At 72.7% G+C, this 26,000-nt stretch carries 8 protein-coding genes; all 8 read left to right on the top strand.

Annotated features, from left to right (window positions below; all coding sequences use genetic code 11):
* Window positions 1-61: 61 nt before the first annotated feature.
* Window positions 62-1,690, top strand: a complete 1,629-nt coding sequence (eccB, locus tag ACH4N1_RS34095) for a type VII secretion protein EccB (protein ID WP_398104266.1) — start codon at window positions 62-64, stop codon at window positions 1,688-1,690.
* 497 nt (window positions 1,691-2,187) lie between these two features.
* Window positions 2,188-2,523, top strand: coding sequence for a hypothetical protein (locus ACH4N1_RS34090; RefSeq protein ID WP_398104265.1), 336 nt, complete (start codon window positions 2,188-2,190; stop codon window positions 2,521-2,523).
* A 91-nt stretch (window positions 2,524-2,614) separates the two neighbouring features.
* Entirely contained in the window at window positions 2,615-2,923 is a 309-nt protein-coding gene (locus tag ACH4N1_RS34085; protein WP_398104263.1) for a WXG100 family type VII secretion target, read from the top strand.
* A gap of 261 nt (window positions 2,924-3,184) precedes the next feature.
* Window positions 3,185-3,655 (top strand): type VII secretion system-associated protein, encoded by a 471-nt coding sequence (locus tag ACH4N1_RS34080; RefSeq protein ID WP_398104261.1) that lies wholly within the window; start codon window positions 3,185-3,187, stop codon window positions 3,653-3,655.
* Between the two features lie 128 nt (window positions 3,656-3,783).
* The gene (locus tag ACH4N1_RS34075) at window positions 3,784-7,743 is read left to right on the top strand and encodes an AAWKG family protein (protein ID WP_398104259.1); all 3,960 of its coding nucleotides are present in this window, start codon (window positions 3,784-3,786) and stop codon (window positions 7,741-7,743) included.
* A 181-nt stretch (window positions 7,744-7,924) separates the two neighbouring features.
* Window positions 7,925-8,380, top strand: a complete 456-nt coding sequence (locus tag ACH4N1_RS34070) for a YbaB/EbfC family nucleoid-associated protein (RefSeq protein ID WP_398104257.1) — start codon at window positions 7,925-7,927, stop codon at window positions 8,378-8,380.
* A 2-nt stretch (window positions 8,381-8,382) separates the two neighbouring features.
* Window positions 8,383-8,760 carry a hypothetical protein gene (locus ACH4N1_RS34065; RefSeq protein ID WP_398104255.1) on the top strand — a complete coding sequence of 126 codons (378 nt, stop codon included), beginning with the start codon at window positions 8,383-8,385 and terminating at the stop codon, window positions 8,758-8,760.
* 81 nt (window positions 8,761-8,841) lie between these two features.
* On the top strand, window positions 8,842-26,000 hold a 17,159-nt coding region (locus ACH4N1_RS34060), incomplete at its 3' end, for a hypothetical protein (protein WP_398104253.1).

The raw sequence follows: 26,000 nt of genomic DNA, 5'->3' as shown, positions 1-26,000 counted from the left end.
CAGCACACCGCACCCCGCACACCCGCACGGCGGGCACGGAGAACGAGTTCGAGGAGAGGCCGTGCAGTCCAAACGCGACCAGGTACACGCCCACACGTTCATGATGGGCAGGCTCAGCTCGGGCCTGCTGACGGCCGACCCGGACGCCCCGGAGAGCCCGCTCGGGCGCACCACCCGCGGTCTGGTCTTCGGCGTACTGGTCACCGTCCTGATCGGCGCGGGCACCACCGTGTACGGCCTGCTGCGTCCCGGCGGGAACGACGGCTGGCGCGACGGTGAGCACCTGGTGGTCAACCGCGACACCGGCGCCCGGTACCTGTGGACCGGCACCGACGGCGTCCTGCACCCGGTGCGCAACTACGCGTCGGCGCGGCTGATCGGCGGCTCCGACCTGCCGACCGCGGACGTCCGCACCCCCTCCCTGCGGGACGTCCCGGTGGGCGCCCCGGTCGGCATCTCCGGAGCCCCGGACTCCCTGCCCGACTCCGGCGGCCTCGACGACGGCGCCTGGCACCTGTGCGTCACCGGGCCGGACGGGGCACTGCCCGACACCTCCGGCGTCGTGGCGGACACCGGGGTGGACAAGCCGGGAACCACCACCGTGGTGGCCGGCGCGCCCCTGGACTCCCGCGGCATCGGCGGCGACCGCGGCGTGCTGGTCAGCGGGCCGGACGGCACCGAGTACCTGGTGTGGCGGGGCAGCAGACTGCCGCTGGACCGCGCCTCCGACGCCCGCAACGCCCTCGGCTACGGCTCCCAGCGGCCGATGCCGGTCTCGGCGGCCTTCCTCGACGCGCTGGCACCCGGCCCCGCCCTGAGCCCGCCCGCGGTGCCGGGGCGCGGCGAGGAGGGCCCGGTGCTCGGCGGCGAGGCCAGCCGGATCGGCCAGCTGTTCAAGGTCAGCGTGCCCGGCGGCGACAGCACCTACCACCTGCTCCGCAAGGACGGGCTGGTGCCGCTGACCCGGCTCGGCGCCGCCCTCGTACTGGGCGACCCGGCCACCCAGAAGGACGCCTACCAGGGGCGGTCGCCCGAGGTGCGCACGGTCGGCGCGGACGCGCTGCGCGAGCACCGGGCGAAGGACTCCGCGACCGCCGGATCCGCGGAACTGCCGGACGCGCCGCCCCTGCCGCAGTCCGCGCCGCGCGGCAGCGCGCTCTGCGCGCAGGTGGACGGCGACGACGGCGGCGCCCGGATCAGTTCGGTGTTCGTGCCGCTCACCCGGCTCGCCCCGGTCGCGGTGTCGCAGGGCACCGACCAGCCGCTGAAGGCGGCCTGCGTCCCGACGGACGCCACGGTCGTGCGGCCCGGCCACGGCGCCCTGGTCCGCGCCCTGAACGCGAGCGGCGCCGCACACGCCGGAACCACCTACCTGGTCGCCGACAACGGCGTGAAGTACCGGGTCCCCGGCAAGAACGCGCTGAAAGCCCTCGGCTACGAGGCCGCGGACATCGACTCGGTCCCGGCACCGCTGCTCGCCGCCCTCCCGACCGGCGCGGACCTCGACCCCAGTGCCGCCTCGGGCGTCGTGGAGCCCAGGGTCACGGCTCCGGAGTGCGGCGCCGGCGGCCGGCCGGAGCGGCGTGCGACGGCCGGCGAGACGGCCGGGGGCGAAACGGCGGACGCCGGGGACACCCCCGGCAACACGGACACGGCGGACACGGTGCGCACAGCCGACACCGCGCGCTGATCGAGGCAAGCGCCGCATACGGCGCCAAAGAAAAGGAAAAAGGCCGGACGGGAAAGACACGGGCCGAACTCGGCTCCGCGGGCGGGAAGTCGGCGATGCCGACGATGCCGGCGCGGACCGAACGCGATGGCGAACCTCAGAAAAAGCTCAAATATTCCGGCCGGGTGCCGACGGAAAACCCGGCCGGGCGGGTTCTTCGTGCCGGAAACGGTCCGCCCGGATGCCCGTCGCCCTCCTCGGCGTGACCGTTCTCCGCCCGTATCGCCGTGTCTCGCGGACGGTTCGCGCAGGGTTCGTGGATGGTGTGCGTCACATCGGCCGGGGCGGCGGGCCCGGCTGTGTTCATTTCGCCGAAACCTCGTAACAACTTGCCGACACCGCAAGCATTCTGACCGATGCTCAAATTTTCCCAACCTGCGTTGCGCGGAACGCCGGGTTCTCTTTAGCCTCAGCGGACAACGGTGCGACGAGACGTGCTCGAACGAAGGGAACGCGACATGGCGGACAGCGCCGCAAGGAAAGCGGACTATGCCAAGGGCTTGGGCGGTGTCTCCTCCCTGGAGTCGGCCCGCTCCCAGGTCGAGAAGATCCAGAACAACGTCGCCGAGATCGCCGCGCGTTCGGGCGTCGGCGGCGACGAGGGCCAGGCCCTGCTGAAGCTGTTCCGCAGCTGGAACGCCGAGGCGCAGAAGGTGGTCATCCAGATCAGCAAGATGGTCGACGCCCTCCAGGAGAACGTGACCTCCGCCAACCGCCTGGCGAAGGAGAACCAGGACCTGACCGAGGTCCTCAACAGCAAGACCAGCCAGGGCGTCTTCGAGGCACTGCGCTGACCCACCCCCAGCGCGACACCGGCCTCCTGCGGCGAGACCGGACCACGCGAGCTTCCCGGGCCCGAGGCCCGGCCACCCAAGAGGAGACGTCATGGCCGACGGCATCATCGACCTGCAGTACGCCACGGTCCGGAACGCCATCGAGGAGTTGATGGATCAGACCCAGCAGATCATCACCACCCTCAACAACCTGGAGGACGAGCTGAAGCCGCTCGTCACCTCCTGGGAGGGCGCGGACCAGGAGATGTACCGCGGTGTCCAGGCGGAGTGGGACCAGGCCACCAAGAACATGGCCATGCTGCTCGGCGACAACGGCCAGCTGATCCAGATGATCCACGACAACCACTCCCGCGACGAGCGCACCAGCGCCGACAACTGGGGCAACGTGCGGGCCCGCTAAGGTAGTTCGTCCGGATCGGGCCGGCCCGGCCCGATCCGGACGAAAGACCCCGGGCGTTCCTTTCGGACCGGCCCGGCCCGGGGCCGCGGCGGGAGCCACGCCGCGGCCCCGGGCCGATCCGGACGGGAACGCCCAGGGCCGTCCGGGGCTCTCCCCCCGTCCGCGTCGGAGGGAGAACCCCGGGGCCCGGGTGCGTGACCGGCGGGCAGGTGCCGCACCCACCCCCACCCCGTCCGGCACCAAGCGGCAGGAGAGCGTCCCATGGCCGAGAAGGCCGACGTCAGTCATTTCGACCTCAAGCAGATGGAGAACTTCCGGGACTTCGAGGTGGAGCCGGTGTACAAGGCCGCGAAGAAGCACCGTGAGGTCGGCGACGACAGCGCCGGCATCCGGCCGCTCGGCCATCTCGTCGACGGCCACACCACCCCGGGCAACCTCGACCAGAGCAAGCAGCTGCTGCGCATCGGCAGGATGGTCACCGAACCCCTCGTCTCGGGACCGAGCCTGATCGCGGACATCCGCACCGCGGCCGAGGCCATCGACAAGCTGCTCGGTGACCAGATGGACCTCTTCAAGGAGTTGAAGGAGGCGCTCACCGAGACCATCGAGAAGGCCAACAAGACCAAGAACAAGAACCTGGACGCGATCGACGCGCAGACGCTGCTCCAGACCTTCGACGAGGTCGACGAACTCACCGCCGGCGGAACCGGCGAGACGGACCAAGAGGACTGAGCCCGCGCCGCGCGGGCCGGCAGGTGCCACGGCCGCCCGGCGCGCCCGCACGCACACCATCCGGCCGCGCCTCCACGTGAGGAGGCGGTGGACCGGCACGGCCGACAAACGACCAGAAAGGGCGTCAGGTGCCCGATCGCTACGATCCCAACTCCGCCGCCAACCTCGACAAGTTCGACAACGCGAGCGACCCGTCGAGCGACACCTGGGCCACTCTGGTCACCCACATCACCGGCTATCCGGTGCCGGACCGCAGCACGATCTTCGACACGCTGCGCTCCGACCACGGCGGCAAGCTCTTCCGGATGGACATCAAGGAGCGCAGTCTCAGCCTGCTCGTCAAGGACTCCGGCTTCCTGACGAACAAGGGCGAGGACTACGACATCTGGTTCTTCGACAGCGGCAAGAAGCGGTCGATCATGCAGGCCAGGATCGTCTTCGAAGGCCGGGTGAAGGCCGGCGACGAGATCATCTTCGACAGCCCCGGCTCCGACGACGTCCGCAGCGCCCAGGTCCGTGAGGGCAACGAGTTCACGGACTACAACAAGGACAAGATGAGCACCATCCCGCTCGCCCGGTACATGAACGGGCCGCGGGCGGCGCTCATCGCGCTGCTGGACGGAGGCACGCAGAACGCCCGGTTCAGCAACCTGGGCGTGCCCGACGCCGACGTGGTGGACCTGAAGTCCTTCAACACCACCGGGGAGTCCTTCGACTTCGCCGCGAAGTTCTTCAAGGACCACGCGGTGGTGCTGAAGGACTGGGAGGACCGTTTCGGCCGGGACGACGCGAGCTGGAAGGGCGAGGCCGCGGAGGTCTTCCGCAGCCTGCTGACGAAGATCCGCGAGAACTACGACAGCTACGTCGAGACGTTCAACTCCTCACCCACCGCGGCCGACGACACCACGACGACGACCGGCAGCACGGTGTACTCGCGGGCCCTCTCGCTGGGCCGCACGTACCTGGAGAACGCCGCCAGGGATCTGCTGAACGCGTGGCTGACCTGGGCCAAGTCCCCCTACTACGACCCGCACCGGGTGCTGCGCTACGTCCTGGACGACCTCGCCCAGTGGGTGGACACCAACAACGTCGCCAACACGAAACTCACGTCCCACACCAGCCGCTACTCCTCGTCCGTCACCCACAGCCCGAAGGAGGGCTTCTCCCAGGTCCACCCGGAGTACGGCGACCTCACCGACATCGCGAACTGGGCGAAGGTCGGCGACAAGGCGGTCAAGATCTGGAGCCAGGGCGTCGCCGAGTACCTGGGCAAGCCCGCCGCCACGGTGCAGTCCACCCTGAACAACCACTTCCTCGACCTCGGCGACGACTTCTCGGAGAACGTGCCCGAGCCGAAGTCGACCACCACGGCCTCGCAGGACTACGAGAAGCGGAAACTGGACGAGGAGAAGGAGGAGATCAACCGGCAGAACGAGGAGAACCGCAAGTACCAGGACGAGCTGCGCGCGGAGCAGGAGCGGCAGCGCGAGGAGGACCGCAAGTACCAGGACGAACTGCGCGCGGAGCAGAACCGGCAGCGCGAGGAGGACCGCAAGTACCAGGACGAGCTGCGCGAGGAGCAGAAGCGCGAGCAGGAGGAGGCCAAGCGTCTCCAGGAGGATCTCCGCAACGAGCAGAACCAGCAGCGCGAGGAGGACCGCAAGTACCAGGACGAGCTGCGCGAGGAGCAGAAGCGCGAGCAGGAGGAGGCCAAGCGCGAGGCGGAGGAGCAGCGCAAGGCCGTGGAGGAGAGCCTCGGCGGCCTCAACGACCCGAACGCGCTCAACCAGCAGAACCTCGACAGCCTCGACGACCTGCTGAACGGGAACAACCTGCCCACCGAGAGCGGGGGCGACCTCGGGACCGGCAACGGAACGGGCGGGGCGAACAACGCCATCGACGACGTGATCGACCAGAACCTCGGCGGACTCGGCAACCTGAACGGCGGACTCGGCGGCTCCGTCAAGACCCCGACCGGCGGCCGGACCCAGTTCGACGACGGCAAGCTCACCACCGACTTCCCGGACGGCAGCAGCACCAGCTTCGATCCCGACAGCGGGGTGCTCACGACGACGCATCCGGACGGTTCGACGACGACGACCGATCTGGGTGACGGCCTCAAGGTGACCAACCCGGACGGCTCGGTGACGTCCCTGGGCGACGACGGCAAGCTGACGACCACGTTCCCCGACGGCACCGTGCAGACCGTCGACCCGGCGACCGGCCAGACCATCACCACCAACCCCGACGGCACCACGACCACGACGGACCTGGGCAGCCTGGACGGCCTCAACAGCGGCGCCAGGGACGGTGTGCTCGACACGCCGACCGGCGGCAGCACCCAGCTGACCAGCGGGGGTGACGTGCTCACCGACCTCCCGGACGGCAGCAAGACCAGTTTCGACCCCGACACCGGGACGCTCACGACGACCAACCCGGACGGTTCGACGACCACGACCGACCTGGGTGACGGCCTCAAGGTGACCAACCCGGACGGCTCGGTGACGTCCCTGGGCGACGACGGCAAGCTGACGACCACGTTCCCCGACGGCACCGTGCAGACCGTCGACCCGGCGACCGGCCAGACCATCACCACCAACCCCGACGGCACCACGACCACGACGGACCTGGGCAGCCTGGACGGCCTCAACAGCGGCGCCAGGGACGGTGTGCTCGACACGCCGACCGGCGGCAGCACCCAGCTGACCAGCGGGGGTGACGTGATCACCGACCTCCCGGACGGCAGCAAGACCAGTTTCGACCCCGACACCGGGACGCTCACGACGACCAACCCGGACGGTTCGACGACCACGACCGACCTGGGTGACGGCCTCAAGGTGACCAACCCGGACGGCTCGGTGACGTCCCTGGGCGACGACGGCAAGCTGACGACCACGTTCCCCGACGGCACCGTCCAGACCGTCGACCCGGCGACCGGCCAGACCATCACCAAGGACCCCGACGGCACCACCACCACCGAGAACCTCGGCAGTCTGGGCAACCTCAACGGGCAGAACAGTCTCGGGAATCTGGGCGACCTCAACGACATCAACTCCGACCTGCCCACCGAGTCGACCGGCGACCTGGGCAACCTCGGAGACCTCAACAGCGGCGACCAGTCCGGCCTGGAGACCCCGACCGGCGGCCACACCGCGCTCGACGACGGCGACTTCACCACCACCTTCGCGGACGGCGGCAAGGCCACCTTCGACCCCGACACCGGGCTGCTCACCAGCACCCGCCCGGACGGCACCACCACGGTCACCGACCTCACCCACGGGGCGAAGGTGACCAACCCGGACGGCTCCACCACCGTCCTCGACAACGGCCGTCTGAACACGACCTTCCCGGACGGCAGCAAGCAGAGCCTCGACCCGGAGACCGGCGTCGTCACCGTCACCGACCCGCAGGGCCGAACCGAGACGGTGGACCTGCACGACCTCGACCCGATCGGGGACCTCGACACCTCGGACGTACTCGACGGGCTCGACGGGCTGAACGGGACGGGCGGCGACGGCACCACCACCCGGGACCTCTCCCTGTCCGAACTGGGTCTCGGCGGCGGCGCCGGCTCCGCGGCCTCCGGCGGCGGCTTCTCCGGGGCGGGCTCGCTCTCCGGGACGGGTTCCCTCTCCGGGGACGGCCTCGGCGCAACCGGAAGCGTCGCGCCCCTCTCCGACGGTCTCGCCGACAGCGCGGCCACCCCGCTCGCCGCGGCCGCCGGCCCCGGCGCCCCCGGCGCTCCCGGTACGCCGGGCACGCCGGGCATGCCGATGGGCGGCATGGGCGCGGGCGGTATGGGCGCCGGCGGCGACAAGGGCAACGGGGAGCGGGTGCGCGCCGTACTGGTCGACGCGGCGGAGGAGAGCGAGCGCCGCAACCGCCGGCGGCGCAACGCGTGGCACCGCCAGGAGGACAACGACACCTTCCTGTCGCCGGCCGCCCGGGTGGCGACCACCGGCGGCGACGCCCCCGAGGAGGAGGCGGAGCCGGGCCGCAGGTCCACCAGTTCCGCCGACTACCTGGAGGAGGACGCGGACGTGTGGGGCACCGAGGAGGGCGGCACCCCGGCCGTCATCGGGCGATGACCACGGCCGCCGATCCGTGCGGCCGCCCGGGAGAGACGAATCCCACCGGGCCCCGGCTTCCCTGCCGGGGCCACCACCAGGCAAGATCAGCTGAGCAGTTGATGAACCCGACCGCGGTGCCGGACGTCTTGACGGCGGGTCAGGACGTTCGGAAGAACGACGAGCAAGGGGTGGAACGGGCGTGACGGAACCGCTGGAGAAGCGCCTGGAGAAGGCGATGGCCGAACTCCAGGCCGCCCAGGAGGCGGTCGCGCGCACCGAGCGCGAACTGCGGCAGGCCTCGTTCGCCGTGCTCTCCTCCGACCGCGCGGTCCGCGCCACCGTCGGCCCCCAGGGCGAGTTGACCGGGATCGAGTTCCTGGAGAACAAGTACCGCGACATGTCCCCCCAGGAACTGGCCGCCAGTGTCCTGGAGGCCGCGAGCGCGGCGCGCCTGAAGATGAACCGGCACGTCATGAAGGCCATGGCGCCCTTCACCGAGCCCAGCGCCGAGGTGCCGGAACTGAAGGGCTTCGAGCTGGACTGGGAGCGCATCTTCGGCCCGGCCGTGCTGGAGGACGACGACGAGGACACGGCACGCGACGACCGGGCCACCCCCGCCTGGCGGGACGCCCTCGGCGACGACGGGGAGGACTGACCATGGGTGAGCGGTACTACGTCGACCCCCAGCGCATCGAGGCCCTCGCGAGGCAGCTCGAGGAGATCGGCACCCTCGCCAAGAGCGTGACCGAGGAGTTCCTCGACGAGCTGGCCCCCACGGTCCGGTGGCCGGGAACCTCGGGCGAGTTCGCCGAGAAGGCCAAGCCGCAGGAGCAGAAGGAGCGGCAGACCACCAAGGAGACCATGATGGCCATCCGTGACGCGCTGGTGGGGATCACCGACGCCACGGTGAGCCAGGTCCGGATGATGAAGGACACCCGCGACCGCCACCTCGAGGACATCGAGCGGAGCAACAACCGCATCAACACCAACGGGCTCGACGGCGACGGCGGTTCGTCCGGGCATGGCCGCCGCTGACCCGCGCTCCGCAGGCCGCTCCCGCACCACGCCGGGAGCGGCCGTTCCGGCCTGTCCGCACGACCTCCGGGACGGCCCCCGGTGAGCATCCAGCCGTCGCCCGAGGTCAACGCGATGATCTTCATCCTCACCGGGGAGAGGCTCATCGACGCCGACGAGGACCTCGCCTACGAGAGCCGCCGGCCCTACTCCGGGCTGGGCCGCAAGGTCGACCGGCTCTCCTCGCTGATCGACAAGTCGGTCCACGACATCGCCCAGTCGATGCCGGACGACCTCTCCAAGTCGTACGCCAGGGCGATGGGCATGCTCATCGACGACGGCGGCAAGAACTACCTGCGCGAGTTCGCCGGGCAGCTCGACAAGATCGCCGAGGGCCGGCGCAAGACCTCCATGGACATCATGGAGTCCAAGTGGCAGGTCATCGCCGAGGTCATCCGGCTGCTCATCGAGATCGCCATCTACCTGGCGATGTCCTTCTTCACCGGCGGCGCCACGGCCAGCCAGATCATGATGGCCAAGCTGCGCAGCCGCTTCATGATCCTCACCACCCTCAGCCACCTGCTCCAGCGGCTGCACATCGCGCCGTCGCTGACCGAGGCGTTCGCCGAGGCGTTCACGACCTTCGCGGTGCGGCTGGCGATGATGAACTTCGCCCCCAAGGGCCGCCGCCCCGACCACTTCGACTGGAACGACATCCTCAAGTCCGCCGCGTTCGGCGCCGCGGCGGGATTCTTCACCAGCGTCTTCGACGACTTCGCGAAGAAGATCGTCAAGGGCTACGACAACAACTTCCTGAAGGACGGCTCGGACCTCGGCTTCAAGAACAACCCGAACCTCCACCACACCCCGAAGCCCGAGTTCAAGAACAACGGCCCCGGCCCCAGGCCGAACCCCGAACCCACCCCGAACCCCAACGGCCCCGGCAACCGGCCCGACCCCGACCCGTACGGCGGCGGCCCCCGCCCCGGGAACAACACACCGGTCACCTTCCGGAACAACCCTCTGTCGTTCCGCAACAACCCCACCCTGTGGCGGAACAACCAGATCCTGCGCCACAACGCCGACCGGCCGGGCGCGCTCACCGGACACTACGGCCTCAAGGGCACGGCCGACTTCATCGCCGCCGGCGCCGGCGAGAGCGTCGGCGAAATCCTCATCAAGGGCGCCTTCGACGGCGACTGGTCCACCAACTGGACCACGTTCGTCGGCGCGGGCCTCAGCAGCCAGGTCGAGGCCACGCTCAGCGGCACCGCCCTGAACACCGGCGCCGAACTGCGCCACGCCATCGACAAGCTGCGCAACCAGCCGCCGCCCACCGCCTCCGGCGGCGGCGGCGACGCCGACCGCACGCGGGACACCGGTGACCCCTCGCACGCCGGCGGCGCCGACGGCCCCGCCCGCCCGGACACCACGGGCGGCGGCACCGCACCCGCCCCGAGCACCGGGCAGGACGACGTCACCGGCAGCCAGTCGCCGCCGCCGTACACCGCGGGGAACCCGCCGCCGTACACGACGTCGGACCCGCCGCCGTACTCACCGGGCCCGCTGCCCGTGACCGCCGCCGAGAACCAGCTGTGGCAGCAGGTCCACAACGGCCCCGCGGAGGTGCGCGAGCAGGCCCTGCGCGACCTCGCCGCCCTGCGCGGCTCCCAGGCGCCCGGCGGCACCGAGATCGGCGTCCGCGACGGCCTGCACGGCAACCTGTCCCAACGGCCCGAGGTCCGGGTGGTCGCGGCCGGGAACGGCCCCACCGCCGAGATCGACACCGACGCGGTCCGCCGCGCCCTCGACGGCTTCGGCACCCCGGTCACGGTGGAGACCCCGCTCACCCAGCCGACCGGCGGGCCCGCCGCCTCCGACGGCCCGGGTCCCGCCGCCTCCCACGGCCCGGGACCCTCGGCCGGGGCCGGCATCGGCGCGGGTACGGGCAGTGGCACCGGCAGCGGTGTCACCACCGGGACGGGCACCGGCACCGGCTCCAGTACCGGGGTCGGCATGGGCACCGGCAGTGGCGTGGGCACCGGCACCGGTGCCGCCACCGGGACGGGTGCCGCCACCGGGACGGGTGCCGCCACCGGGACGGGTGCCGCCACCGGGACGGGTACCGCCACCGGGACGGGTACCGCCACCGGGACGGGTACCGCCACCGGGACGGGTACCGCCACCGGGACGGGTACCGCCACCGGGACGGGCACCGGTACCGGCACCAACTCCGGATCGGGTCCCGGCTCCGGTGGCCGGGCGGGCGGCGTCCCCGCCACGGGAGGCAACCCGGCCACCTCCGGCCCGCAGGCCCAGGGCACTCGTGCCCCGGACGGCACGGCCTCGACGGAGGGCCCGCAGAGCCCGGCGGACGGAGCCGATCCGCAGACCACCGCCCCTCCGCAGGCCACGTCCTCGTCGGAGGGCACGTCCTCGCCGGAGGTGACGTCCCCCACGGGGTCCACGTCCTCTCCCGGGGCCGGCGCATCGTCGACGACCGCCGGATCGCCGGAGGCCGACCCGTCGTCCGGGACCGGCTCCCTGCCCGGGACCGCCGACCTCACCACCGCTCCGCCGCGGGTCGGCACCAGCGGCTCGTACGCGGGCACGGAGACGGGGGCCGGCACGGAGACGGGCACCGGCACGGATACGGACGCGGAGACCGGCACCCGCACCGGCACGGACGCCGACACCGACCTCGGCCAGGTATCCGACGTCCCCGGCGTGAGCGGTGACGTGAAGGGCGGTCCCGCCCCGGCCGGGGATGCCGCACCCACGAAGGCGTCTCCGCTGACGATCGTGGTCTCGCAGACGCCGCCGCCGGGGGAGGGGTCGCCGGAGGCGGCCGAGCTGCTGGACGGAGCCGGGACGGACCGGGCCGTGGTGCTGGGGCCGGCGGTCACGCCGGACGGGGCGGGACGCCCGGTGCGCGCCGCCGTGGAGCTGACCCGCGAGGGGCCGGGCGCCCCGGTCCGGGTCCGCCCGCTCGCCGGCCCCCCGTCCACCACGACGGACGGCACCGCGACCACCCCGGACGCCGCGACCACCCCGGATGCCACGACCGCCCAGGACGGCACCGATACCCCGGCCACCACGGACTCCGCCGACTTCGCGTTCCCCGGCGCCGACGTCCTGCTGCCGCTCGCCGACGCGCTCGGCGTGGCCGCCGACCCGGCACCCCGTCCCGTCACCGAGAGCACCGCGGCGTCCGACACCGACGCTCCGGTCACGCCCCCGAAGCTCCTCTCGGGTACGACACCCGCCGTCGACGTCACCGGAGTCGCCCCGGAGCCCGCGGTCACCACCGCGCCGCCCGCGTCGAAGCTCGCCACCCAGTCCCGCCCCTGGACCGAAACCGCCACGGACCTGTACCTGGAATCCGGCAGTGGGAGCGTCGGTGACAACAACAGCGTCGGTGACAACAACAGCGTCGGCGGCGACAACAGCGGCGGCGGCGACAACAGCGGCGACGGCTCCGCCGACGGCGACATCACGACCGACCAGGACGCCGAGGGTGAGCCGAGCGGCAAGGACACGGGAACCGGCGGAGACGTTCCCGGTTCCGGTAACGGGCGCGGATCCGGGACCGGCGCACCCCCGCCGACCTCCATCACGCCGGACGACGCCACGCCGGACCCCCCCGTACCGTCCCCGTCGTCGGGGCGGATCGTCGTGCGGTCCGAGACCCGGAGCGACACCGACGACGACACGTCTTCCGGGCGGCCCGCCGGAGAGCCGTTCGTCACCACCCTCGACGGTCACACGGTGCCCGTCGCGCAGCTGCGCCGCTGGGTGCCGGACACGGCAGTGAAGCCCGAACCGGGCCGTGCCGTGCGGACGTTGACCATCTCGCAGAGTCAGGCCGAGGACGGCACGGCGCACAGCGCGGCGCGCCGCGCGCTGCTCGGCCAGGACACCTTCCGGGGCGTGCGCACCACGTCCACCGCCCCGGCCGTCACCTCCACCACCCCGGCCGCCACGTCCACGACTCCGGCCACCACGTCCGCGGATCCGGCAGCCACCTCTCCGGCACCGCCCACCTCCCCGGCGTCCGCCACCGCCCCGGACCCGGCTAGCACGAGCACCGAGGCCCCGCCCGTCCGCCGTGCCGTCTTCACCGGCCCGCCGGCCCCGCTCCCCGGCTCGGGTACCGAGCGCGGTGCCGACTACTTCGCGGCGCACGCCACTTCCCGCACCGTCACCCTCGGTACCGAGGACGCGGCGCACCCCACCGTCAAGGTCAGCGGCGTCCAGCTCGGTGAGGTGCTCAAGTCCTGGGCGCAGGACGGCGATCAGGAGCGGCCGCTGGTCCTGTTCTCCTGCGAGACCGGGCGGCAGCCCGAGGTGGCGGGCCTGCCGGTGGCCCAGCACGTGGCGAACCGCACCGGCCGGCCGGTGTACGCGCCGACCACCGAGGTGGGCACGGCCCGGGACGCGCAGGGAGACGTCCGGGCGGTGCTCACCGAGGGGAAGGACGGACCGGGGCGGTGGCGGCTGTTCACCCCGGAGCCCAGCGGTGCCGACCTGGACGCGCTGGCGCGCGTGGCACGCCTGCACGACGGTCCGGAGCCGGCCGACGGCTTCGCGCGGGCCCGGACCCTCCAGCAGATCCGTACCCTGCGCGACGTCCTCGGCCCGGACGCCGAACAGCGGCCGGAGAACCACGACCTGCTCGCCGGGCTCGCCTTCGTGGACGGCCTGCGCTGGCGCAACCCGGACACCGCGGCCCGCTACGGCGACGGCCGGATGACCCCCGACCTGCTGCGCCGGATGGTCGCCGACCGGCGCGCCGCGACGACCGAAGCCGGCGCAGCCCCGGCGGCGGCCGATCCCACGGCCGGGCAGGACACCGACCCCACGGTCGACCAGTACACCGAATTCCTGCGCGCGGCGGCCGAGTTGCGTGCCACGGCGAACCCCCGCACCACGCTCGACGTCCTGCTGCCCCCGCCGCCGCCCGAGCTCCCGCCGACCACGCTGGTCTCGCCGCAGGACGTGCGCGGGCTCTCCTACGCGCCCTCCGCGCAGGTCACCTGGTCGCTGTCCACCGCCCCGCTGCCGCTGTCCGAGCTGGCCCTCAGCCCCGAGGACACCGCCGAACTCACCCGCCGCAGGCCCGACCTGGCGCCCGTGCCGAGCCGTCCGGCGACGCTCGCCGAGGACATGACCCTGCTCAGCAAGGAGCGTGCGGGGTCCGGTCCGTCGGACATCGTGCACGCGGACGGCACGGCCTTCCGGCAGCTGGTCACCCCGGGCGGCGGGAACTGCCTCTTCCGGTCCCTCCTCGACAGCGCGCGCAGCCGGGACATACCGCCCGCGTGGGCCGCGCTGAACGTCGCCGGGCTGCGTGGACTCCTGCGCAACCGCATCGCCGGGACCGAACTGGGCACCGTCGTGGACGGATTCTTCGACGATCCGGTGTTCACCGTGGTGGACGACCTGCGGATGCGCGCCCTGGCCGGGGTGCGAAGTCCGGGCCTGCGGTCCCGGATCACCGACGAGTGGAACGGCATCGCGCAGGCGGTCATCACCGACGGCGACGCGGACCAGTGGCGGCGGATCCTGCGGGACAGCGGCTATCCCCAGCTCGCCGAGGTGGCACCGAGCCCGGCCGAGGCACGACGGCTGGGCGGGCGCGGGCTGCTCGCCGCGACCGCCGAGCGTCCCGGGCTGTGGTCCTCCCCGTTCAGCGATCTGCTCCCGAACGCATTGGCGCACGCCCTCGACCTCGACCTGCGGCTCGTCCAGCCCCATCCGACGGTGCGGGGCGACGTCCTCGTCATCGAGCTGCACCCGGGCGGCGCCGACGGCACCCTGCATCTGGCCTACAACGGCACCGACCACTACGACGCCATGATCCCGGCCACGGCGCCGTTCACCCCCGAACCGGCCCCGGCCACCGCCCCGGACCCGACGTCCACGACCGCCCCCGCTCCGACGTCCACGACGGCCCCTGCCACCACCGCGGACACGGACGGCTCCGGCCCCCTCGGGGAATGGCTGCGCGGCATGGCCGGGATCACGGACCTCGACGGCCCCGGCACCGGGACGCCCGACAAGGGCGACCAGGTGCCGCTGGAGACCCAGCTCGACCGGTACCGCCCGGCCCGCCTGCTGACCGGAGAGGACGCCGCGCCCCCGGGGCCGGCCCCGCGCACCGTCACCTTCGAGGACGGCAGCCGACTGCCCGCCGTACTGATCAGCCCCGACGCCGACCCCGGCGACGGCGGCCCCGGCGGCCGTACGGACGGCAGCCCTCGGACGCCGCGGAGCGGGCTCTTCACCGGCCCCGGCGTCCTCACCCTGCGCTCGCCCGAGGAAGTGGCCCGGCAGATCCTCGGACAGTTGCCGAAGAAGCTGCGCGACCAGTTCGACGAGGCGGAGCTGCTGCGCCTGCTGACCGACCAGCCCGGCGCCTTCACCGCCCCGCGCGGCGCGCGCCTGGTGGGCCGGGAGAAGTCCGGGGTCGGCCACGAGATGACCGTCGAGGCCGTCCCGTACCACCGCTGGGAGCGCTTCTCCGACGTGAACGGCGCGACCGTGAAGCTGGACACCATGCGCCGCGGCCAGGCCGGTACGGGCGGCGGCCGCAGTGTCGGCTTCGGGCGCCGGATCGCCGCCGCGGTCAGCATGGGCCCGCCGCTCAGCTGGCTGGTGAAGATCGGCGTCTCGCTGGGCTGGACCCGCAGGACCGACTACACCCAGGGCACGCAGGCGTACAACCAGAACGAGTACCGGGCCGTGGACGGTTCGCACCTCCACCTCGACGACGTCCACTACCGGGTGCGCGTGGAGCGGGTCACCGAGGCGCCGCCGACCGACGGCCGGGCCGCCCCGTCCGGTTCGCCCGCGTCCGGCCCCCGCTGGCAGCGCAGCCAGGTGCACACCGCGCGGTTCGCCGTGCGGGACGGGCTGAGCTGGCGGCTGCCCGACGACCTCACCGTCTCCTTCAAGGGACCGCGCCGCGCGCCGCGGACGCTGACCTTCCCCGACGGGCTCGAGCCGCGCGCCACCACCATCGCCGGACTGCACCTCGTCGACCCTCCGGAGGACCTGGCGCTCGCCGTCTCCGAGGCACGGCCCGGAAGTTCGGCACACCGCACGCTCGTCTCGTACGTCAGGCCGACACGGCTCCTCGCGCTGTTCGGGCGGCTCACCGGACCGGTCAGCGGACCCGAGCTGACCCAGGGCAGCGGCCGGCACCCGCTGGGGCACCTGATCGTCGAGCGGTCGATCCCGCACCGGGCCACCCTGGTGACCGAGTCGGTCAAGGCGGAGATCCGGGACCTGACCCAGACCACGTACCAGAACCAGCGCGGCCACGTCCGCGACACCCGTTTCGGCATCCAGGTCACCGCCGGCCCGAACCACATCTTCGTCGGTCCGGAGACGGACGTACGCCTCCAGGGCGGCCCGATGGTCCGCGCCGACTTCAGCGCCGGGCGGGGCCACTACCTCGGCACGGACGCGGCCCGCAAGACCACCGGCCGCATCCGCAACCACCCGGTCGCGCTCTACCGGGTGGAGCGCACCCTGATGGTGCGCAAGGCCGGCGAGCCGGCGTCCGCGGCCCGCCCGGTCCGTGTCGTCAGCCTGGACTGGATGTCCACCCTGGACGCGCGCCGGCTCGCGGGCTGGGACAGCCGGACCCCCGGGCAGACGGGTCCCAACCCGGACGCCGAGCCTCCGGTGCCGTGGTACCTCACCCGTGAGGACCCGGTCCACCTGAGCGGCCAGGTCCGTGCCGAGGGCTTCCTGCCCGACCGGCCGCAGCCGCTCGCACCCACCACCCAGGACCAGACCCCGGTGGCGGGCCCCGACTTGACCCCGGTGGCGGAGCAGGGCCGGTCACCGGAATCGAGCCGGAGCCAGGACCCGGCAACGGACCAGAGCCAGGGCGAGCCCCCGGCAACGGACCAGGTCCAGAACCAGGTCCAGGTCCAGGGCCAGGGCGATGCCGGTCAGCAGGACCAGCAGCCCTCCACGCCGCAGAGCCGGCAGGACGAGCAGAGCGAACAGGGCCGGCAGGGCCGACAGGGGCAGCCCACCACCCCGCAGGACCCCCTGCGCGTCTTCGCGGACGCCGTCATCGACACCCTGCACCGCTCGTACCCGTCCCTGTTCGTCCCGCCGCTCATGCTGCGGCACCCGCGCCTGGCCAAGTTCTGGTACGGCGACGGGCGGATGCGGACCGCGTTGCACAACGACCGCCAGGTCCGCGAGGCGCTGAACCGTCCCACCCTGGCCCAGAGCCTGGACGACCTGACCACCACCGGCGTACCGGTCGCCCTCACCGAGGACGGCAAGCTCCGCCGCGGTCACCACACCCTGATCCTGCGGGCCCGGCTCACCGACCGGCGGTTCGAGACCACCCTGACCGAGCGCTCACTGCGCAACGCGGTGATCGGCACCGAGGTCTCCGGCCAGGGCCAGCAGGCCTCCAGCACCGTGTCCGGCGGCGCCGAACTGGGCGTCATGCTGCGCGACCACGACAAGGTGCCCAAGGTCGACGTGCCCCGCCAGGCCGGCAACGTGGCCGTCGGGGCCCGGTACGCCCACACGGAGCAGAAGGCGACCCGGGCCGCGGTCGCGGTCACCCACGACCAGCTGACCTACCACGACGGCGCCGACCTCTACAGCTACCGGGTGGAGCTGAGCGCCTCCTTCGAGGGCCACCTCCGTCCGCGCGGCTGGGCCCGGCTCCTGACGGTCGGCGCGCTCGGCGCGGGCTACTTCGTCAGCAAGAGGCAGGAACGCCCGCTGTTCGACCGGGGCACGGAGACCGTGGGCCGGGTGGAGCTGGCGGTGCCCGCCGCGCACGCCTCCGAGCGCCACCCTCCGGCGGACCCCGCGCCCGGGGAGACGGCACCGGTGCCCGCGGCCGCCACGTCGACGCCCGGACCGCGGCCCTCCGCCACCGAGGCCGACCGGCTCCTCGACGGCACGAGCCCGCTGCCCGCGCGGGACTCGGCCGACCAGCGCCTCACCGAGAGGCTGCTGAGCGCCCCGCACGTCGTCCTCAGCGTCGAGGGCGGACAGCGGCGCCAGCAGCTCGTACAGGCCACCGCCGACGAGGCCGCGGGCGAGACCTGGCACGTCAGCGCACCCGGTGCCCCGGTGCGCACCGCCCTGCGCCGGGCGGTGGCGAACCTCGGCGTGGCCGGGCAACTCGGCCAGTACCTCGGCCCGTTCGGTTCCCGCATCACCGGGCTCAACGGGGCCGGACCGTTCCGCACCCACTACCTGAAGGCCGCGATCCGCGGCGAACTGCACAACCTGCGCGTCAAGAGCGACCCGAAGCCGTCCAGCTTCGAGGCCACCGTCGGCAACGAGCACCGCATCGCCGGCGCGGAGAGCACCGTCTCGCGCACCACCGTCGGCCTCCAGGGCACCGACATGCCGCTCCAGCGGGCCGACGGCACCAACGCGATGATCGGCTCGTACGCCGCCGGCCTCCAGTACTCCTGGGGCGTGGGACGCAGCGCCGCGAAGACCCTCACCCCCGGACGCAACACCACCCTCACGTTCGCCGGGCGGGCGTACCTGGTGGTCGCCGACGCCGTCGAGACCGTCGCGGTCCGCGACCGCTGGACGGCCGTGATGGGCATGGCGGGCACCCGTGCGGCGGCCCGGATCAGCTCCGCGGCCGGCCGGCTCTCCGACCGCCTGGCCGCCGGGCTCGCCCCGCGCCGGGCCGCCGCCGCGGTCCAGCGCATCCGTGACGCGGTGATGTTCCACCTGCCGATGCAGGACGCCATCGAGGCCGGGCTCGCCCCGGACGGCATCGACACCACCACCCCGGACAACCTCGGCGGCGGCTACCGGGTGCCCGCCTTCCTGCGCGGCCGCCGCTTCCCCGGCCACCCCAGCGGCCGGCTCGACGCCGGCCGGGCGGTGCCGCCGCTGATGCGGCAGCTCGAGGAGATCGGGGTGTCCTCGCACGACCGTGAGCAGGTCCTCCAGCGGCTCTCCCCGGACTTCCTCCGTGCCAACCTGCACGAGCTCACGACCGACGGGATGACCCTGCCGGTCCGCTACCGCACCTGGACCAGCCCGACCCACCTGCCGGTCGGCGGCAGTCCCGCACAGGTCCGGTTCAAGCTGACCCCGGTCACCACCACCGTGGAGCGGCTGCGCACCGGCTTCGAGCTGGAGGAGTACCGCACCATCGCCCGCGACGACGCCGACTCCGCCTCCCAGGACCGCGGCGTCGACGCGACGGCGGCCGTCGGCCAGCGCACGACGGAGAGCGGCGTCCTCATGGCCAACCCCTCCTTGCAGGGCACCGCGGCCAAGCAGGAGTCGAGCACCCGGACCGAGACCGTCGGCCGCACCGCGATGCCGAACATGATCACCGCCCAGACGCACGTCGAGATCGTCACCTCGTACACCCTGACCGTGACCATGACGGACGCGGTCGGCGACCCGCTCGCACCCCGCGCCCGGGCCGACGTCGGCAGCCTCAGGGAGATCGTCCCGACCAACCTGCTGACCCCGGACGGTGACGGCGCCGACGGCGCCCTCACCGAGGGCGACGTGACCGAACCGGAGCGCGCGGTAAGGCTGCTGACGGCCGATCAGGCCCGTCCGGAGCGCATCGCCGACTGGCGTGCCTCCGCCGCCTCCGGCCCCTCCGGCCCCTCCGGCCGCGCCGACGCCTCGGACGTCCTGCCCTTCGACGACCTGATCGGCTCCGGCATCCTCGCCGTGGACATCCGCGGCACCGCCAACGTGCACGACGCCCTGACCCTCGCCACCGCCCGCGCCGACGGCGTCGGCGACAAGGACCTCGGCACCCGGCACGCCGGTGACCGGCTCGCCGAGGCCGTGCGCAAGGCCCGCCACACCCCGCTCACCGGTCTGGGCACCGTCCCCGCCCAGGCCCAGCAGGAGGCCACCACCCAGACCGGTCTGGCCGCGGCCTTCCGCGACGCGCTGAGCGCGAACGGCTCACCGCTGCCCCTCCAGGCCTCCGCCCGCCTCTTCGGCCAGTTCCACACCGCCGACTCCCGCCTCTACGCGAAGATGCACCGCCGCGGCGCCCGGCTGCTCGCCGTGGAGAACAAGCCGCGCATGGAGGCCATGCAGCGGACGAAGACCTCCGACGCGCTGGAGTCCGGCACCACCGACACCGTCGAGGGCGCCGTGGGCACCGCCCCACTGGCGAGCACCAGCAAAGCGGGCGTGGTCAACCCCGGGGCCACAATCCCGATCGGCGGCGCGGCCGACGGCACCGTGACCAAGGCCGCCGCGGACACCACCCTCGGCACCCACCTCAAGGTCGGCACCGACCGCAGCATGCTGTTCGCGCTGCCGGTGAGCTGGCTGTCGGTAGCAGAGGTGGACCACCGCCTCACCGACAGCCGCCCCCTGTACGCGCTCGGCAAGGCCAAGCGCGGTCCGCGCGCCGCCGAGGCCGAGACCACCGCCCTGGTCTGGCTGCGCGAGGACATCGCCCGTGACTACGGCCTCCTCGACGACACCACCTTCCCCGACGAGGTCGGCAAGGCCTGGGACGCCCAGGCCAAGGCGGTCGGCGACCTCACCACCGCCGAACAGCGCTACTACGACGCCCGGGCGCGGGCCCGGGAGGCCTGGCTCGACCTGAGCACCGAGCAGCAGGCGGCGCTCGGCGACGGCCACTCCGACCTGCCGACCGTCCTGCCGCGGGAAATGGCCGAGTCGCCCGCCGTCGCCGCCTGGCAGGCCGCCCGCGAGGAGGTCCGCCGATGGCGGCAGCGCACCGACGCCGCCGCCGCGGACCACCACCGGCTGCACCTCGCCGCCTCCCGCCTCACCGCCCACCACCAGGGTTCCCTCTCCGTCCCGGTACCGGACCGGCCGCAGGAGTACACCCAGCCGGGATGGCGTTCCGAGGCGCCGGAGCCGTACAAGATCACCGACGGCACCGACGGCACCGACGGCACCGACCCCGCCCCGCGCACCCTCACCTCCCCGGACGGTGCCACGGTGCGCGAGGTGCACGACATGCCGCACGACGGCGCCTCGTTCTTCCACGCGCTGATCGCCGTCGCCGAGGCCCGGGGCCGGCTGTCCCACCTGCTCGGCACCGACCTCGCCGAACGGTTCACCCGGGCCCCCGGCGATCCGGCGGTCACCGCCGACGCCATCGACGCCGCCCGCGTCCGCCTCGCCTCGGCGCTGGGCGAGGACGGCAACGAGGACCTGCTCGACGCCCTCGCCCTGGACGTCGCCGACACCTTCACCCAGGCCGAACTCGACGCCGCCAAGGTGACGTTCACCCCGGCGCAGCAGGCCGAGTTCGACGCCTTCGGCCGTCTCCCGCTGACCTTCTGGCCGACCCCCGCCCAGCGGATCGCGCTGGCCACCACCGCCCTGTCCCGCCCGTTCGCGGCCGAGCCGCGCCAGGACGGCACACAGGATCTCCCGGACGCCGAACCGGCCCCGCCCGTGCGCCGGGCCGGCGACCACGGCGGCGCCGACCTGCTGCCCGCCCTCGCCTCCCGGGTCCTGGGCACCCCGCTCACCGTGGTGACCGGCGAAGGCCGCGAGCAGGTCTTCCTCCCGCACGGCACCGACCCGGCCGCCGTCGACCCGGTCGGCGATCCCGTCCTGTTCGCCGCCGACGGCTTCTTCCACGCCGCCCTCCCGCCCGGCACCCCGGCCCCGGTCGCCACCGCACTGCCGACGCCGGCCACCGAGGCCGACCCCGGCACATCGACGACGCCGGCCACCGACGGCACGCCCGCGACGCAGCAGCCGCCGGCACACCGCAGCCACACCACCCCGCCCTGGATGCCGCCCGCCGACAGCAGCGGCCCGCGCTACCGCCTGGCCCGCGACGGCGTCCTCACCGCGCCCGACGGCGCCACCTACACCCAGGGCACGCCCACCGGCCGTGGCAACGGCTTCTTCGGCGCGCTCGCCACGGCCCTGCGCGACGCCGCCGAGCGGCCCGGACCGCAGGGCCCCGAGGTGGCGCGGCTGCGCAACCTCGCCGCCGCGCCGCCCGACCGACTGATGACCCTGAACGGCCTCCCCGGCAGCCCGGCCGAGCGGGCCTCCCTGTTCCGGCCCCCGCCCATGAACGTCGCCCCCGGCACACCCGAGCCCAGCACGGACGCCCGCGACGGCCACCTGCGCGGCCACCTCGCCGAGGCCACCTGGGGCCCCGAGGCCGACCGCGCGGTGGCCGAGTGGGCCGCCGCCACGACCGGTACCACCGTCACCCTGATCGAGGAGAACGGCACCGCCCACACCTACCCCGGCCCGGCCGGCGACAACGGCCCGCACCTCCGCCTCCGCCGCCGCGGCGGCGACGTCGTCCCCCTGACCCTCCGTACCCCGGCCCCCGAACCGAGCCGACCGCAAACGCAGGGGACGCCGGCGACACAGGGGACACCGGACACGCAAGAGACGTCTCCCGCCGGTACGCCGGAGGTCGATGCGCCCACTGTGGAGGTGGCGCCGGAGGTCGAGACGCCCGTGGTGGAGGCGGCACCGGAGTCCGAGACGCCCGTGGTTCCGGCGTCTGTCGAGGTGGCGGCCGTTGCTCCGCCGCCCGTCGACACGGCGACGGGCGACACCGACCTGTCAGCCCCGCCCGTCGAGCCACAGCCGTCGCTGCCCTCCCACGAGGATGCGGCCGCAGTGCCGCTGCCGCCATCGCCCAGGTCCCAGACCGCCGATGACGCACCGGAGTTGTCGGGCGAGGAGGAAGCTCATGAACTGAGCACACTTTCCGGCGCCGGCGAGGGCTCGGACATCCCCACGAACCCGGACGCGGTGCCGACGGTGTCCGAGCCGGTGCTGCGGTCGTTCCGGATGGGGAACTACGAGTTCACGAACCTCAACCAGACGGATCGGTACGTCGACAAGGCGATGCGGATCGTCGAGCTGCTGGACGAGCACGGCACGATCAGGGATTACGTCGGTGGTCGTCCGGTGCGTGTCACGCTGCGTCTGCGGACGACGGAGGCTCCTGCCGATGTGATCGACCGTGGCGAGGACGGCGTCGACATCAACCTGGCCAGCTACTACTTCGAGAAGTACGACACCGGTTACGTCATGGGCATGTTGGCGCATGAGATCGGTCTGCATCCTCTGGCTTCGCGGAACGCTCTGATTCCGCAGGAGGAGGATTCGTATGCGGAGATGCCTCTTCCGGTGCCGGGCCTGGAGTCCTTGAGGACGCCGCGTTTCATGAACACGGAGAGCGCGGGTCAGGCGGATCACGTCATGGCGGCGTTCCCGCACACCATCCGGCATGCCATCTACCGGGACGTGGTCGTGGAGATGGCGGGTGTGCTGGAGCAGCGCGCGCGGGTCGGCGTGGAGGGTGCCAAGTCCCAGGACGTCACCGACCTGTTCGACACATACCTGATGGATCTGGCGTCGATCGCGGTGACGAACGACCATCGTGGGCGGGCGGTCACGGATCCGGGTTACACGGCGAGGTCGTACAACGCGTACAAGGCACAACTGGACGCGCATCTGCCGCAGGACAGTCGTCTTCGTGCCCTGCTGCCGGCCGACAAGGGCCGGTTCGGTGTGCTGGGTGACTTCGCCCAGCTCGCCGCGAGTGTGGGGACCAACAACCGGGGCGACAGCATCCAGCGGCCCGCCCCGGCCGGCGAGGCCAGGCCCCGCCTCCCGCAGGAGGGCTCCGGCGACCAGAGCGAGCGTGTTCTCCCGCCCGCAGGGCCGCTGCCGAACGGCTCGCGCGACAGTCGTCCCCGGTTCGTGGTGCGGTCGGGCTTCGACGCGCGCCGGTTCACGCACCAGGGCGATCCGGTCACCGACCTCACCGTGCGCGTGGCGATGCGGGGCGCGGACGGGCAGAGCGCGCACGTCTTCGGTCAGTTGAGTGCGGGTGTCGAGGAGTTCCTGAACGACCGCGGGTACCGTCTGCCGAACGGTGACCGTCTGCACGTGACGGTGGAGCCGGTGGACGTCGGCGACGCGCCGCACCTGACGGTGGATCTGGCGGGCCGGGACCGGGCGATGGACCAGAACACCTGGTGGGCGGATGCCGCCCCGGTGCAGTTGGTGCACGAGCTGACCCATCAGCTGGGTCTGCGCGACGAGTACCGGGACGCCGACGCCCCGCACCGCCCGCACGTCCCCGGCAGCCTGCTCGGTGACCTGAATGCGGACCCGGAGGGCTCCTCCCTCGCCGCGGCCGGTCTGCGGGACCGCCACCTGGCCCTGCTGGGTGCACTGATCGGGGACGTGACCCCGGCGCCGCAGACGAACGACGGGGAGAGCGACCGGACCTTCGAGGAAGCCCGCAGCGCGGCCGTTCCGGACCCCCGCGAAGCGGTGTGGGTGGACCCGGTCTCCCTGCCCAGCACCTCCGAAGGCTCGACGGTCACCGAGGTCCCGGCCCACATGCCGCAGGACGCCGATGCGGCGCCGACGCCACCCGAGCCGGTCCTGCGTCCGTTCAAGATGGGGAATTTCGAGTTCACGAACCTCAACCAGACGGAGAGGTACCTGGACAAGGCGATCCGGATCATCGGGTTGCTCGACGAGCACACCACCATCAAGAACTACGTCGGCGGCCGGCCCGTCCGCATCACCCTGCACCTGCGCACGACCGAAACCCCGGCCGACGTGCGCGACCTGGGCGCCGACGGCGTGCAGATCAACCTGGCCAGCTACTACTTCGAGAAGTACGACACCGGCTACATCATGGGCATGCTGGCCCACGAGATCGGCCTGCACCCGCTCGCCTCCCGCAACACGGACATCCCGGAGCAGGAAGAGGCCTACAGGGGCATGCCACTGCCGGTGCCGGGGCTGACCGACCTGAAGACACCGCGCACGATGAACACCGAGAGCGCGGGCCAGGCAGACCACATCATGGCGGCCTACCCCGCCACCATCCGGCACGGTATCTACCGCGACATCGTCGTGGAGATGGCCAAGGTGCTCGCGCAGCACGCCCGGGTCGGTGTGGCGGGAGCCAAGGCCAAGGACGTCACCGACCTGTTCGACACCTACCTCATGGACCTCGCGTCCATCGCGGTCACCAGCGACTACCGGATGAACGCGGTCAAGGAGCCCAACTACACGGCGAGGGTCTACAACGCCTACAAGGAGATGCTCCGCGCCCGACTGGCGGACAACCCTTCGCTCCAGGCACTCCTGCCCTCCGACAAGGGTCTGTTCGGCGTCGCACGGGATTTCACGCAACTCGCCACCAGCATCGCGACCAACAACCGCGGCGACAGCATCCAACAGCCCCAGCCCCAGCCCCAGTCCCAGCCCCCTGCTCCGGAACAGTCCAGCGGCAACACGGGCGAGGCGCGCCCCAGACTTCCCCGCACCGACAGCGACAGCGACACCGGCACCGGCAGCAGCACCGGTACCGGCACGGTGCCGCAGACACCGCCACCCGCCACATCCGCGCCCCGCGGCGCGCGGGACAGTCGTCCCCGGTTTGTGGTGCGGTCGGGCTTCGACGCCCGCCGGTTCACGCACCAGGGCGATCCGGTCACCGACCTCACCGTGCGCGTCGCCCTGCGCGGTACGCACGAGCAGGTCACCCGCGTGTTCGACCAGCTCGAAACGGGAGTGGACGAGTTCCTCAACGATCCCGCCCACCGCCTCCCCAACGGCGATCGCCTGCACGTGACGGTGGAGCAGGTCGATCCGGCGGACGCGCCGCACCTGACGGTGGACCTGGTGGGCCGCGACGAGGCGATGGACCAGGTGTCGTGGTGGGCGGATGCCGCTCCGGTGCAGCTGGTGCACGAGCTGACCCACCAGCTCGGTCTGCGCGACGAGTACCGGGACGCCGATTCCCCGCACCGCCCGCACGTTCTGGGCAGTCTGCTGGGTGACCTGGACGCGGACCCGGAGGACTCCTCGCTCGCCGCCGCAGGCCTTCGGGACCGCCACCTCGCTCTGCTGGGTGCGCTGATCGGGGACGTGTCCCCGGCGCCGGAGGAGGCCGGCCGGAGCTTCGAGGAGGCCCGCAGCGCGGCTGTTGCGGACACGCGTGAGGCGGTGTGGGTGGACCCGGTGTCCCTGCCCGGGTCGCCCGGGTCGGTCGACGGCTCCGACGGGACGGCCGATACCGGAGTGTCCGCCCGGATGTTGCAGGGGGAGGGTCTGCTGCCGTTCGGGTCGGGCAATTTCGTGTTCACCAACTTGAACTATGAGCGGGATGCGTATCGGAACAAGGCGGTTCGTGTCATTCAGACGCTGCGCAGTCATGAGGCGATCGATAAGTATGTCGGTGGTCGTCCGGTGCGGATCACGTTGCATGT

The organism is Streptomyces sp. NPDC017202, from assembly GCF_044331705.1.
Lineage (GTDB): Bacteria > Actinomycetota > Actinomycetes > Streptomycetales > Streptomycetaceae > Streptomyces.
Note: the sequence above shows the minus strand (reverse complement) of the source record. Positions and strands in the feature narration are given on the sequence as shown.

What these genes read in the sequence shown, in the direction of transcription:
- ACH4N1_RS34090 (WP_398104265.1), top strand. Translation starts at nt 2,188, where the DNA reads ATGGCGGACAGCGCCGCAAGGAAAGCGGACTATGCCAAGGGCTTGGGC.
- ACH4N1_RS34085 (WP_398104263.1), top strand. Translation starts at nt 2,615, where the DNA reads ATGGCCGACGGCATCATCGACCTGCAGTACGCCACGGTCCGGAACGCC.
- ACH4N1_RS34080 (WP_398104261.1), top strand. Translation starts at nt 3,185, where the DNA reads ATGGCCGAGAAGGCCGACGTCAGTCATTTCGACCTCAAGCAGATGGAG.
- ACH4N1_RS34065 (WP_398104255.1), top strand. Translation starts at nt 8,383, where the DNA reads ATGGGTGAGCGGTACTACGTCGACCCCCAGCGCATCGAGGCCCTCGCG.